The organism is Streptomyces sp. KPB2, assembly GCF_003950055.1.
In the GTDB taxonomy this organism is placed as follows: Bacteria; Actinomycetota; Actinomycetes; order Streptomycetales; family Streptomycetaceae; genus Streptomyces; species Streptomyces salinarius.
This window is the reverse complement of the sequence record NZ_CP034353.1, coordinates 7615023-7628232: the sequence shown is the minus strand read 5'-3', so window position 1 is coordinate 7628232 and position 13210 is coordinate 7615023. Positions and strand designations below refer to the sequence as shown.

The 13210-nt window shown below is 71.9% G+C and carries 13 protein-coding genes; 7 read left to right on the top strand and 6 right to left on the bottom strand.

Annotation, left to right across the window (positions count from 1 at the left end; all coding sequences use genetic code 11):
- Positions 1 to 31: 31 nt before the first annotated feature.
- From D1J63_RS34550 to D1J63_RS34540, 3 genes are read right to left on the bottom strand one after another with little or no spacing between them, the layout of a single operon-like run.
- The gene (locus D1J63_RS34550; RefSeq protein ID WP_125634438.1) at positions 32 to 931 is read right to left on the bottom strand and encodes a carbohydrate ABC transporter permease; all 900 of its coding nucleotides are present in this window, start codon (positions 929 to 931) and stop codon (positions 32 to 34) included.
- Between the two features lie 2 nt (positions 932 to 933).
- Positions 934 to 1875 (bottom strand): sugar ABC transporter permease, encoded by a 942-nt coding sequence (locus D1J63_RS34545; protein ID WP_164713106.1) that lies wholly within the window; start codon positions 1873 to 1875, stop codon positions 934 to 936.
- Between the two features lie 21 nt (positions 1876 to 1896).
- Entirely contained in the window at positions 1897 to 3270 is a 1374-nt protein-coding gene (locus tag D1J63_RS34540) for an extracellular solute-binding protein (protein WP_164713105.1), read from the bottom strand.
- A gap of 197 nt (positions 3271 to 3467) precedes the next feature.
- Here D1J63_RS34540 and D1J63_RS34535 point away from each other — a divergent pair, with 197 nt between their 5' ends.
- From D1J63_RS34535 to D1J63_RS34520, 4 genes are all read left to right on the top strand, one after another.
- Positions 3468 to 4511 (top strand): LacI family DNA-binding transcriptional regulator, encoded by a 1044-nt coding sequence (locus tag D1J63_RS34535; protein ID WP_125634431.1) that lies wholly within the window; start codon positions 3468 to 3470, stop codon positions 4509 to 4511.
- Between the two features lie 165 nt (positions 4512 to 4676).
- The gene (locus tag D1J63_RS34530; RefSeq protein WP_125634429.1) at positions 4677 to 6164 is read left to right on the top strand and encodes an NCS1 family nucleobase:cation symporter-1; all 1488 of its coding nucleotides are present in this window, start codon (positions 4677 to 4679) and stop codon (positions 6162 to 6164) included.
- A gap of 101 nt (positions 6165 to 6265) precedes the next feature.
- A complete protein-coding gene (locus D1J63_RS34525) occupies positions 6266 to 6991 on the top strand; it encodes an aspartate/glutamate racemase family protein (RefSeq protein ID WP_125634427.1) in 726 nt (241 codons plus the stop codon).
- Between the two features lie 124 nt (positions 6992 to 7115).
- On the top strand, positions 7116 to 7766 hold the full coding sequence (locus tag D1J63_RS34520) for a GntR family transcriptional regulator (protein WP_102930009.1): 651 nt from the start codon (positions 7116 to 7118) through the stop codon (positions 7764 to 7766).
- A 48-nt stretch (positions 7767 to 7814) separates the two neighbouring features.
- Here D1J63_RS34520 and D1J63_RS34515 read toward each other — a convergent pair whose 3' ends face one another.
- A complete protein-coding gene (locus D1J63_RS34515; RefSeq protein ID WP_125634425.1) occupies positions 7815 to 8744 on the bottom strand; it encodes a GNAT family N-acetyltransferase in 930 nt (309 codons plus the stop codon).
- Positions 8745 to 8919: 175 nt separating this feature from the next.
- Here D1J63_RS34515 and D1J63_RS34510 point away from each other — a divergent pair, with 175 nt between their 5' ends.
- A complete protein-coding gene (locus tag D1J63_RS34510) occupies positions 8920 to 9264 on the top strand; it encodes a hypothetical protein (RefSeq protein ID WP_125634423.1) in 345 nt (114 codons plus the stop codon).
- 75 nt (positions 9265 to 9339) lie between these two features.
- On the opposite strand, the gene D1J63_RS34505 is transcribed toward D1J63_RS34510, so the two are convergent.
- Positions 9340 to 9747: a RidA family protein gene (locus D1J63_RS34505; protein WP_125634421.1), complete on the bottom strand. Its 408-nt coding sequence runs from the start codon at positions 9745 to 9747 to the stop codon at positions 9340 to 9342.
- Positions 9748 to 10016: 269 nt separating this feature from the next.
- Between D1J63_RS34505 and D1J63_RS34500 the strand changes: the two genes are divergently transcribed.
- Entirely contained in the window at positions 10017 to 10595 is a 579-nt protein-coding gene (locus tag D1J63_RS34500) for a TerB family tellurite resistance protein (protein WP_125636026.1), read from the top strand.
- A 72-nt stretch (positions 10596 to 10667) separates the two neighbouring features.
- A complete protein-coding gene (locus D1J63_RS34495) occupies positions 10668 to 11570 on the top strand; it encodes an aminoglycoside phosphotransferase family protein (RefSeq protein WP_125634419.1) in 903 nt (300 codons plus the stop codon).
- Here the strand turns inward: D1J63_RS34495 and D1J63_RS34490 are convergent, their stop codons facing one another.
- Complete coding sequence (locus tag D1J63_RS34490; RefSeq protein WP_125634417.1) at positions 11571 to 13049, bottom strand: DUF6351 family protein; 1479 nt, start codon at positions 13047 to 13049, stop codon at positions 11571 to 11573.
- Positions 13050 to 13210: the final 161 nt, after the last annotated feature.

Sequence of the window (13210 nt, the reverse complement as noted above, 5' to 3'; positions counted from 1 at the left end):
ACGCCGGGTCCGTGGGTACGGCCGTGAAGGGTCAGGAACCGCCGAGGCCGGTGGTGGCGACGGAGTTGACGATGCGGCGCTGGAAGAGGAGGAAGACCACGATCAGCGGCAGCGCGGCCAGCAGGGCGGAGGCCATGGACTGCGCGTACTGGATGCCGTAGGCGTCCTTCACCGTGGCCAGGCCCACCGGGAGGGTCATCAGGTCGGGGTCGTTGGTGACGACGAACGGCCACATGAAGTTGTTCCAGGCACCGATGAAGACGAAGATCGCCACGGCGGCCACGATGGGCCGCGAGAGCGGCAGCACGATCGACCGGAAGACCCGGAACTCGGAGGCGCCGTCGATGCGGGCCGCCTCCTCCAGCTCCTTGGGGATGCCGTCGAAGAACCGCTTGAGGATGAACACCATCATCGGCGCGACGACCTGCGGCAGGATGACCGCCGCATAGGTGTCGACCAGGTTGAACAGGGTCATCTGGTCGAACAGCGGGACGACGAGCAGCTGCGGCGGGACCATGATGGCGGCCACGGTGACGCCGAGCAGCGCCTTGCGGCCGCGGAAGGTGCCGCGCGAGAAGCCGTACGCGGCGAGGGTGGAGACCGCGACGGTGATCAGCGTGACCAGGGCGGAGATCAGGAAGCTGTTGAAGGCCCAGAGGGTGACGTGGCCGCGTTCGAGTATCTGCTGGTAGGCGTCCAGGGTGAAGGCGCCCTTGAACGGGGACAGCCCGGTGGTGTTGATGTCCTCCTCGCTCTGCACCGAGGTGATGACCGCCCACACGAAGGGGAGCAGCCACAGGACGGCGAGGACGACGAGGGCGGTCCCGGCCAGGGCGCGGGGCAGCTTTCCGTGGCCGAGGAGGAGGGGCGAGCCGGCCGCTTCGCGGGGTGGACGGCGCCGGGGGCGGAGGGTGGTGGCGGTGGCGGACACGGTCAGTCCTCCCGGCGGAAGAGGCGGAGCTGCACGAGCGAGACGAGGACGATCAGGGCGAAGAAGAGGTACGAGACGGCGGATGCGTAGCCCAGGCGGTAGCCGGTGAAGCCGACGTCGTAGACGTACTCCAGGACCGGCCTGGTGGAGCCGTTGGGTCCGCCCTTGGTGAGGATGTAGATCTGGTCGAACACCTTGAGTGAGGCCAGCACCTGGAGCATGGCGACCAGGCCGGTGGTCCGGCGCAGTTGGGGCAGAGTGACGGACCACAGGCGGCGCCAGGCGCCGGCCCCGTCGAGTGCCGCCGCCTCGTCGAAGGTGGTGGGCAGGGACTGGAGTGCCGCGAGGTAGAGCAGGAAGTTGAAGCCGACCGTCCACCAGACGGTGAGGGCGGCCACCGACCACATGGCGACGGACTCGTCGGACAGCCAGCCGACCGGTGCCATGCCGAGGGTGTCGAGGAGCTGGTTGGCCATGCCCAGTTCGGGCTGGTAGAGCCAGGTCCAGATCATGGTCACGACGGTCACGGGCAGCAGGTAGGGCGCGAAGAACGACAGGCGCCACACCCACTGCCCGGCGAGCCCGCTGTGCACCAGGAGGGCCATCGCGAGCGCGACCAGTACGAGCGGGACGCTGGAGAGGACGGTGAAGAAGACGGTGTTGCCGAGGCTGCTCCACACGTCCGGATCACCGAACGCCTCGGTGTAGTTGTCGAAGCCGACGAAGCTGGTGTCGCGCAGGGCGAGCGAGCTGTCGGTGAAGCTCATCCAGAGCCCCTGCACGATCGGCCACACCATGAAGAGGCCGAACACGAGCAGGAACGGCAGGACGAACACGAGCCCGTTGCCGGTGCGTATGCGGCCCAGGGCGCTGCGGCGGCCGCCGGCGGAGGCAGGGGGTGGACTCGTCTGCGCCTCGGCGCCGAGCGGCGCGGTGGTGGACACGTCGGTCACTCCTTTCACCGGTCAGGCCACCGGGTTGGGCTGCCGCAGCAGCGTGTCGGCCTCGCGGACCATCTGCCGCACCGCCTTCTCGGGGGTGGTGTTGCCCAGCAGCGCCGACTGGAGCGGCTGGCACATCCGGTTCTGGAAGTTCGAGCCGGCGCCCGCGAACCAGTTGGGCGGGTCGAGCACGGCCACCTTCGCGGCGTCGGCGTAGGACGACTGGGGGTCGAGCGCCGCGTACTCGGGCTCCGCGAGGACCGGCTGGTAGGCGGGGATGTGGCCGGCGCCCGCCCAGGTGAGGCTCTGCTTGAGTATCTGCGCGACGTACCGGTGGGCCTCGCGGCGCCGGGCCGGGTCGGGGCTGTCCTGGTGCGGGAGGACGAAGCTGTGGCTGTCGGTGTAGACGGCCGGCTTCTCGAAGACCTGCGGGAACGGCGCGGCGCCCAGCTCCATGCCGGACTTCTTCAGCGTCGGCAGCTCCCACTCGCCGAGCATCGCCATGCCTCCGCGACCGCTGCTGAAGGCGGCCAGCGCGCCGTTGTAGTCCAGGTTGTTGGGGTTGGTCCTCCCGTCGAAGAGCCGCGTCATGAGGGTGACGACGCGTAGGGCGGCGTCGGTGTCGATCTTGGGCGGACCGCCGTCCGGCAGGTCGAACGCGGCGCCGGTCTGTGCGTAGAGCCCGGCGAACAGGCGCCAGTTCTGTGCCGTGTCGGTGACGTGGCCGAAGAGGATGCCCGCCTCTCCGGTCGCCTCGGCGAGGGCCCTGCCCGCCTCCAACAGCGCCTCGGGCGAGCCCATGGGGGCCAGTTCGCCGGAGGTGTCGAGGAGTCCGGCCTGCTCGGCGGCCTTCTTGTCGTAGAACACGATGAAGGGGTGGACGTCCAGCGGGATCGCGTAGACCGTCCCCTCGTGCCGGGTGCGCGACCACACGGCCGGGGCGAAGTCCTTCTCCGTCACGCCGTACTCGGCGAGCAGGTCCAGGTCGAAGGCGTCCACCAGGCCGCCCGGCGCGTAGCCGGCCAGCCGGGACAGATGCATGGCGGCCACGTCGGAGGCCCGTCCGCCGGCCGCGGACATGGCGAGTTTGGTGTAGTACGACGGGCCCCAGTCCAGGATCGTCCGGTCGATGTCGAAGCCCTCGGCTCCCCCGGCCCCCTTGGACACGGCCTCGATCATCTCGTCCATCAGCATGCCGTCGCCGCCCTGGAACAGGTCCCACACGCTCAGCGACGACGCCCCGGAGGCCGAGGCCGGCGAGACGCAGCCGGCCAGCGGGCCGGTGGCGAGCAGGGCTCCCGTCCCGGCCAGGGCGTTGCGCAGCAACCGGCGGCGGCTGGGGCGGCGGACCGGATCGGACACGGCCGGCACCCCCTGGGCAGGCAGACGGGAACTCATCGCGGACCTTTCGACGGCCGGAGCTCATGCGGTGGCTAGTTTTTACATCGATGTACATCGGCTGTAAAGAGCCGGGGCCACCGATCCGCGCTGGTGACGGAGGTGCGGTGCGGGCCTGCGCCGCCGTCCCGGTACCGCCGCCCTCTGCCGTACCGGGACATAGACTCGGGCAGCGCGAGAGAGGCAGGGAGGTCTCGGTGGCACGGCCCAGGATCAAGGACGTCGCACGTCATGCGGGCGTGTCGGAGAAGACGGTGTCCAATGTCATCAACGACTACGCCCATGTCTCCGACCGGACCAGGCAGGTGGTGCGCGAGGCCATCGAACACCTCGGCTACCGGGTGAATCTGGCCGGCCGTCATCTGCGCAGGGGCAGGACCGGCATCATCGCGCTCGTCGTCCCCGAACTGGACATACCGTACTTCGCGGAGCTGGCCCGGCATGTCGTCCGCGCGGCGGAGGAACGGTCCCTGACCGTCCTCATCCATCAGTCCGGCGCGGACCGGGCCCACGAGCTGGCGGCGCTGGCCGGCTTCGGCTCCACCTTCGTGGACGGGATCATCCTCAGTCCGCTCGCGCTGACCGCCGACGACCTGCGGGACCGCGCGGGATTCCCGCCCACGGTGCTGCTCGGGGAACTCCTGGAGGAGGGCGCCGACCATGTGGCCATCGACAACGAGCGCGCGGCGCGTGAGGCGACCCGCCATCTGATCGGGCTCGGACGTCGCACCATCCTCGCCGTCGGCGGGCGCGACGACGCGGGTCTCGGTACGGCCCAGGCCCGCACCCGGGGTTATCGGGCGGCGCTGTCGGAGGCGGGCATCGCCCACGATCCGGCCGCCCTGCTGCCGGTCGGCTCCTTCCGGATGCCCGACGGCGCGCGGGCCGTGGCGCGGGCGCTGTCCGCGGGTGCGCGGCCGGACGCGCTGCTCTGCCTCAACGACCAGCTGGCGCTGGGTGCGCTGCGCGCCCTGCACGAGCACGGGGTACGGGTGCCCGAGGACGTCGCCGTCATCGGCTTCGACGACGTGGAGGGCGGGCGGTTCAGCGTCCCGACGCTGACCACGGTGGCTCCGGACAAGGCGGCGGTGGCCAGGGTCGCCGTGCAGCTGCTCCAGCACCGCATCGAGGAGGCCACGGCGCCGGACGGTGCCGAGTCGGAGGCGCAGGCGCCCCAGGACCTGGTGGTGGACCACCGGCTCGTCCTGCGGGAGAGCACGGAGGGCCCCGGGCGGCACTGAGACGGCAGTGGCTCACAGGGCTGTCCACGGCTCCAAAAATGGTATTCCATTTGCCGCAGACCTCTTGACGGTGCGGTTTGGGCAAAACTACGTTCTGTTCACCGGAAAGCCGCTTCCGCTTTGTGAAAGCCTCCAACTCCCCGCACCTGATCCCAGGAGTCCCGTATGACTGCCCTGGAAGACCGCCGCTCGTCCGCACGGACCGGCGACACCGCCACCAGCTCCGGCCTCTACACCTACGACCTGGCCCCGACGAAGCGGGAAGGGCGCCGCTGGGGCGCCTACAACGTCTTCACGCTGTGGGCCAACGACGTGCACAGCCTGGGCAATTACGCCTTCGCCATCGGACTGTTCGCCCTCGGCCTGAACGTGTGGGGCACCCTCGCCGCCTTCGCGCTCGCCTCGGGCCTGCTGTTCCTCCTGCTCACGCTGTCCGGGTTCATGGGACACAAGACCGGGGTGCCCTTCCCCGTCATGAGCCGCATCGCGTTCGGCATTCGGGGAGCGAAGGTTCCGGCGGCCGTCCGGGGCGCCGTAGCCATCGCCTGGTTTGGTATCCAGACCTATCTGGCCTCCGCCGTACTGAGCGCTCTCCTGGTCGCCATGTTCCCCTCCCTGGCCTCCCTGGACGGGAACTCGCTGCTCGGCCAGTCGACGCTCGGCTGGATCACCTTCCTGGCGCTGTGGGCCCTCCAGGTGCTCATCGTCAGCTACGGGATGCAGATGATCCGCCGGTACATGGCCTTCGCGGCGCCCACCACCCTGCTCACGATGTGCGCCCTGGCGGTGTGGATGTTCGTCCGGGCCGACGGGTCGGTCTCCGTGTCGATCGACGATCCGCTCACCGGCGGCGCGATGTGGCTCCAGGTGCTCCAGGCAGCCGCCCTGTGGGTGGTGATCTACGGGACGTTCGTGCTGAACTTCTGCGACTTCACCCGGTCCGCGCGCAGCCGCGGCTCCATCGTGCGCGGCAACGTGATCGGCATCCCGGTGAACATGCTCTTCTTCGCCGTCATCGTGGCGGTCCTCAGCGGAGCCCAGTTCACCCTCGACGGGCACGTGATCACCAGTCCGACGGACATCGTCCGGACCATCCCCAACATGTTCCTGCTCGCCGTCGCCTCGCTGTGCCTCATCGCCCTGACGGTGGCGGTCAACCTGCTGGCCAACTTCGTCGCGCCCATCTACGCCCTGGTCGACCTCTTCCCGCACCGGCTCGACTTCCGCCGCGCGGGGCTGGTGAGCGCGGTCCTCGGCCTGGTCATCACGCCCTGGAACCTCTACAACAGCCCGGTCGTCGTCAACTACTTCCTCGGCGGGCTCGGCGCGCTGCTCGGCCCCCTGTTCGGCGTGATCATGGCGGACTACTGGCTGCTGCGCAGGTCCCGCGTGAACGTGCCGGCCCTCTACACCGAGGACGCCGGCGCCGAGTACCACTACCGTCGCGGCTACAACCCGCGCGCCGTCGCCGCCTTCGTCCCCAGCGCCGCGATCGCCGTCGTCGTCGCTCTCGTCCCCTTCTTCCACGCCGCGGCCGGGTTCTCCTGGTTCATCGGAGCGGTCATCGCGGCCGCGCTGTACGCGCTGATCGCCGACCGGGCCTCCCTGTTCCGCGACGTGGACGGCGAGTCCATCGCCGTCGCGGCGGAATAGCCCGGCACGCTCCTCCCCCGGCACGCTTCTCCCCGGCGCGCGCCTCCCCCGACCCGCCGCGTCGCGGAACCACCCCGTTCGAGCAGAAGGCCCAGGCCCCCATGCGCATCCTCGTGGTCAACGTCAACACCACGCAGTCCATCACCGACGCGATCGGCAAGCAGGCGGCCGGCGCGGCCTCCCCGGGCACCGAGATCGTGCCGCTGACACCGTCCTTCGGTGCCGAGTCCGTCGAGGGCAACTACGAGAGCTACCTCGCCGCGGTCGCGGTGATGGAGGCCGTCCGCGCCCATCCGGAGCCGTTCGACGCGGTGATCCAGGCCGGCTACGGCGAACACGGGCGCGAAGGGCTCCAGGAGCTGCTCGACGTGCCCGTCGTCGACATCACGGAGGCGGCGGCGAGCACCGCGCAGTACCTGGGCCGCCGCTACTCCGTCGTCACCACCCTCGACCGTACGGTCCCGCTGATCGAGGAGCGGCTGGAGGTGGCCGGGCTGAGCGCCAGGTGTGCCTCGGTGCGGGCCAGCGGGCTCGCCGTACTCGAACTGGAGCGGGACGAACAGGCCGCCGTGGACGCCATCACCGAGCAGGCCGCCCGCGCGGTCGAGGACGACCGGGCCGAGGTGATCTGCCTGGGCTGCGGAGGCATGGCCGGTCTCGCCGAGCGCGTGGTGGAGCGTACCGGTGTCCCCGTGGTCGACGGGGTGGCCGCGGCCGTGACGGTCGCGGAGTCCTTGGTCAGGCTCGGCCTGTCCACGTCCAAGGTGCGCACCTACGCCCGCCCGCGTCCCAAGCGGATCGTCAACTGGCCCCCGCGGGCGGGCTGATCCGGCCTCGCGCCCTCCGGCCCCGGCCGCCCGCGGCCCCCGGGGTATCCTGACGGGCCGCCCGACCGCCGCTCCGCACGGCGCGGTCGGCGTGCCGGGGAACGGGAACAGACGAGGGACGGCGATGGCTGCGTCAGAGGGCTTCATGCCCGAGTCCGAGCGGGTCACGCGGCAATTGCGCGACGAGATCATCGACGGTGTGCGGAGTCCCGGCAGCCGCCTGGTCGAACGGGAGCTGGCCGAGTCCCTCGGGGTGAGCCGGCTCCCGGTCCGCGAGGCCCTCAAGATCCTGGTGTCGGAGGGCCTGGTGACACCGAGGCCGCGGAGCTGGGCGGTGGTGCGGGAGTTCACCACGAGCGACATCGCCGACCTGGACGAGGTCCGCTCGGGCCTGGAGACCCTGGGGTTCCGGCTCGCCGCCCAACGGCACACGCGGGAGGGTCTGGAGCGGCTGCGCGCAACGGTGGACGCCGAACTCGACGCGGCCCGCGCCGACGACGCGGTCCGGGCCCGCCGGGCGGCCGCCGACTTCCACGAGACCGTCGTCTCGCTGGCCGCCAACGAGCTGCTCAACGAGCTGGAGCGGGTCCTGCGCAGCCGGCTGCGCTGGCTCCTGGGCCAGCACGACGACCTGCTCGCCGTCGCATTGGAACACGAGGCCCTCTACCGGGCGATCGCGGCCCGCGACGTGGACCGCGTCCAGGAGCTGGTCCTCCACCATCTGGCGACGAGCCGCACCGCGGCCCTGGGCCACCACGCGCAGGACCGGTCCTAGACCCGGGTGTCCGGTGCGCACGGCCGTTCACCCGGCCGACCGGCGGGGTCAGGCGATCACGGCCTCCCACGTGTCGACACCGAAGTGGACCGTCATGCCGTTGCGGCCGTAGAGCCGCGGGGCGCCCGTCGCGTTGGCGGTGTCGACGCCGAGGCCCACCGTGTCCCTGCCCCGCGCGGCGAAGTGCGCGAAGGCGTGGCGCAGCAGGAAGCCGCCGAGGCCCCGGCCGCGGGCCTCGCGCAATACGCCGATGCTGCGGATCCAGCCCATGGCCTCGCGGTCGTCCCGGGCCAGCAGGAATCCGGCGTCGCCCAGGTCGTCGGTCCCGGCGATCCACACCAGGGACCAGTCCAGCCCCGCGGCGTCGATGTCGGCCAGCCACAGCCGGTACTCGCGCGGCTGGAAGTCGAAGTGCTGGGCGAACGACCGCTGGTACAGCTCGTGCACCTTGAGGCGGTCCGCCTCAGTGGTGCACGCCCGCACCCGCACCCCGGCGGGAACCTCGGGCGGGAGGTCGGCCGTCGGGTCCAGCGGGCGACGCAGTACGTGGTGGGTGCGCACGACGCTCCAGCCGCGCCCGGTGAGCAGCGCGGTGTCGGTCGTGGGCCGGGCGTTGAGATGGAGGTGGACGACGGCACGCTCCGCGCCGTTCGCCCGTGCCGTGGCCAGGGCGCGGGCCTCCATGGCGACCAGCATGTCCAGCCCGGTCCGCTGGTGGTCGGGCAGCACGTAGTGGTCGATGTCGACGCGCTCTGAGCCGGACTCGTCCCACAGCAGTCCGTACGCCACCAGCCGGCCGTCGTCGAAGGCGAGCCACGAGTCCTGGGTGAGGTCCGTGCGCGGGTGCTTCAGATCGGCTTCGACGGTGTGCTGGTCGGTCTCGGGGCGGCCGATCTCGATCCGGTCTATCTCGTTGAGGAGTGCGGTGATGGCGGGCGCGTCGGCGAGCGTGGCCGGCCGCAGGTCGGCAGGGGGCATGAGGAGCAGGTTCGGGGACGGCGGCAGGTGACCGCAACGCAATTTCCGCCGGGCGCGGCAGAGTGCCCCGGCCCGCGATCGAACGCGCGAAGACACGACGCGAGGACGTAGGACGGCGAACCGGGGGCATACGAAGGGCCCGAGCCTTCTCCCCGCCGACCCACGGGAGTTCCCTGTGACGCCGAGTCTGCGCACCGCCCGTGCGTGCCGTGCCGCCGCCGTGCTCCTGCTCGGCGCCGCCGGATACGCGGCCACCCACCATCCCTGGCTCGCCCTGCCCGGCCTGTACGCCGCCGCCGTGTTCGCCTGGTGTGCGGCGCGCGAGGGCGCGATGCACCGGCGCGGTCTCCTCCTGGCGCAGCGGGCCGAGCGCCTGGCCCGCCCGGTCACCGCGCCCGTCCCCGCCCCCGTGAACTGCTGCGAGCGGTGGTGGACCTCTCTGGGTACGCGGCACGACGCGTCCTGCCGTCGGCACACCGGCGCTCCGGACCGGGGCCGCGCCCGCCCGGCACCCCAGTAGGGGCGGCGGGCGCGTGCCGTGGGGGCCCGCCGCCAGAGGGCCGCGCGGGCCCGCGGGGAACGGAGCGGTGGCCGCTCAGCCGACGACCGCGGTCGCCTCGACCTCGATCAGGTGCTCGGGCACGTCGAGTGCCGCGACGCCCAGCAGGGTGGCCGGTGCGGCCGGGGTCACCCCGAGCCTCGCGGCCGCCCGCGCGATGCCCTCCAGCAGGAGGGGCATCTTGTCGGGGGTCCAGTCGACGACGTGGACGTTCAGCTTCGCCACGTCGGCGAAGGACGCCCCGGCCGCGGCCAGGGCGGTGGCGACGTTGAGGTAGCACTGCTCGGCCTGCGCGGCCAGGTCCCCTTCGCCGACGGTGACGCCGTCTGCGTCCCAGGCGACCTGCCCGGCGATGAAGACCAGCTTGGCTCCGGACGCGATCGACACCTGCCGGTACACGTCGATCTCCGGCAACCCGCCGGGGTTCACCAGGGTGACGGCCATGATTTCTGCCTCCTTGCTCTCGCGCTCTCCTGTGGTTACTCGGAAACCGTAGGAGAGTGGGCGCGACCAGGGAAGAACGCACTTTCCGGTGACTCGGGAACCCGAAGGTGACCGTGCGGCTCACCGGCAAGTGGCCACGACGGCCTGGGCTTTGCCTTTCCTTTGCCTTTCGGGAACCCTGTGGTTCCCGGGCGCGTTCATCGTGATGACCGCGGGAAACGCGGCCGAGGACAGACCGATGCACAGCGACAGAAGCCGAGGTGGCACGAGTGGCGATGTGGGACAAGATCAAGGACCAGGCCAAGACCTTCCAGCAGTCCCAGGGCGCCCGGGGAGCGAGCGGATCCGGACAGGGATCGCACGGCGGTCCCCTGGGAGGCGGCAGGTCGGGCTCGTCCTCCGGCGGCTCCAAGGCCCAGCTGATCGGGATGTTCAAGTCCCAGCTCGCCTCCGCCAAGAACGAGCTCAAGAGCGGCGCCTACCGGGACGCCAGCATGGCGATGTGCGCGCTGGTGGCCGCCGCCGACGGGCGGGTGGAGCCGTCGGAGCGGCAGCGCGTGGAGGAGCTGATCGTCTCCAACGAGGTGCTGCAGAACTTCCCGGCGGACCAGCTCCGCCAGCGGTTCAACCAGCATGTGGACCGGCTCCTCGCCAACTTCGAGCAGGGCCGGGCCGAGGCCCTCCAGGTGATCGCCAAGGCCGCCAAGAAGCCCGCGGAGGCCCGCGCCGTCGTCCAGACGGGCATGGTCGTCGCCGGGGCCGACGGGACCTTCGAGCCGTCCGAGCAGTACGCGATCCGAGAGGCCTGCACCGCGCTCAACATCCCGCCCTCGGAGTTCGGCGTCTGATCCCGGCCGGCCCCGCGCCGCCGACGGTAAAGCGGTTGACGGCCGTCGGCGCCGAAGGGTCCGATGACGCCCATGAGTTCAGGGCAGACGCACCGGGGCCCGTACGACCTCGACGACCGCCTCGTACGGCGGCTGGTCGAGGGGCAGTTCCCGCAGTGGGCGGGGCTGCCCCTCGGACGCCACCCCTCCGGCGGCACGGTCAACGCGATGTACCGCCTCGGCGAGGACATGGTCGTACGGCTGCCGCTGGTCAGGGGCGGCGTGGCGGACGTGACGACGGAGCGGGAGTGGCTGCCCCGGCTGTCGCCGCTGCTGCCCACCGCCGTACCCGAGGTCCTCGGGGAAGGCGCGCCGGCCGAGGGCTACCCGTGGCCCTGGTCGGTCTACCGGTGGCTGCCCGGACAGCTCCCCGAGGCCGGAGGGCTGACGGGCCCCGAGTCGCTGGCGGTGGATCTGGCCGGGTTCGTGACGGCGATGCGCGGCATCACCCTGCCGAACGCGCCGAAGGCGTACCGCGGCGGGCCGCTCGCCACGCTCGACGCCTCCACGCGGGCCGCTCTCGGCGCGCTGCGCGGCCTGCCGGAGGAGGACGTCGACTGCGACGCGCTGACCGAGGTGTGGCAGGACTCGCTGCGCGCCCCGGCCTGGGACGGGCCGCCCCGCTGGCTGCACGCGGACCTGATGCCGGGCAACCTGCTGGTGACCGGCGGCAGGCTGTCCGCGGTGATCGACTTCGGGTGCATGGGCGTGGGCGATCCGGCCTGCGACCTCTTCCCGGCGTGGAACCTGCTGCCGGCCGGTGCGCGAGAGATCTTCCGCGAGGCGCTCGGCGTGGACGGGGCGACGTGGCGGCGCGGCCGGGGCCGCACCCTCTCCCAGGCGCTCATCGCCCTGCCCCACTACCGGAGGACCAACCCCGCGATGGCCGGCAACGCCCGCCACGTGATCCGGGCGGTGCTGAGCGAGAGCGGCTGACTAGGGCGCGATCCCCACGCCCTCGATCCTGCTCCACGCCCGCTCCTGAGCGGCCGTCATGGCCGGCCAGGCGAGGCCGCCCGGCCGGGGCCGCACCCGCGAGGCGTACGGGGAGGGGTGGAAGCCGGGGTCGTAGAAGCAGCCCTCGCCGTACGTGGCGTCGAAGGTGCCGCAGGAGGCGGCGATCGAACGCGGGCTCGGCCGGTGGCCGGTGCGCACCCAGGTGTCCAGCGCCGCCATGGAGTTGGCGTACTCGGAGTCGCTCAGCGAGCTGTGCTCGTGTTCCCGCGTGAAGGTCTGGACGAGGTTCCCCTCCCGGCCGGCCCCTCGGAGGGTGGCGCGGTAGGCCGCCTCGTGCTCCACGAAGGCCGTCGGGTCGTCGATGGCGTGCAGGGTGAGGACGGGCAGGGAGACCTTGCCGGTGAGGTCGCTGTCCCAGGACAGATCACGGCGTGCGGTGGGGTCGGCCGAGAAGCGCTCGACACCGGCGTTGAGCGCCTTGTCGTCGTGCGAACCCGTGTAGTGCACGCCCCGGTTGCCGAAGGGGTTCCGCCCGTCGAGCCGGTTGGTCACGATGTCCCGGAAGGTGAAGGTGGCGAACCGCAGATGTGACTCCAGGGTGCGCTCGGGGATGCCCGTGACGGCGAGGATGTCGTCGAGGTTGCGCTGCTGCCGCGCGGTCCGGTCGGCCGGGTCGGAGGCGTAGCCGGTGCACTCCTGGAGGCGGGCGCGCAGACCGGCGGTCGTCATGGTGGAGCCTGCGCGCAGGCCCTGCCACAGCGGGTACGACGGTTCGGTCGGACGCGGATGGTTGTGGCAGTAGTACTGGTAGACCACCCGCAGGTCCACGCGGTAGTCGTAGCCGCGCGAACCGCCGCCGAGCACACCGTTGGTCAGCAGCACCCCGTCGTAGGCGCCGGGCCGGCGACCGTAGGTCTCGGCGACCTTGGCGGCGACGTTCCCGCCCCAGGACTGGCCGTGCAGGTAGGTGTGTTCCGGCCGGCCGAACCGGTCGGTGAACAGGCGGCGCACGTTCTCGGTGTCGGCGGCCGCCATGCGGGCCCCGTAGCCGCCGCGCCGGTAGGAGGAGCCGGCCCAGGCGTACCCCTGGTCGACCATCACCGCCCAGCGTTCCAGGTCCTCGGTGCTGCGGGCGGGGTCGGAGGCGTCACCGAGGTCGGGGCCGCCGTGGGCGTGCACGACGAGCGAGCCGTTCCAGCGGTGGGGCACCGCCATCGCGTAGTGGGCGCCGTTGGCGTCCCGTCCGGTGTAGCAGGTGGCCTTCTTCGCGAGGGCGGGCGGGCAGTCGGCGGCCACCGGCTGCCCGGCCCCCGGCTCCGTCGCGGCCCGCGCGGGGGTCGCGGAGACGTTGCCGAGGGTGCCGAGGAAGACGGCGGCCAGTGCGGCGGCCACCACCGCCGGGCGGCTTCTGCGGTGGGTGCGCCCGGTGTCGTGCGCGGGAGCGTGGGGCGTGGGCAAGGTGCGGCTCCTGTGGGTGCTGCGCCGGTGCTGCGGACCGGCGCGAAGTTGCGCTGCGAGCCGGGATGTTAGGAACCCTCCGGAGCCGGAGCCACCCCTTCCGCCGTTGCGTTCATAGTGTTCGCCCGCTCCCGCCGGCCCTGGCCTTCGGACCTCCCCTG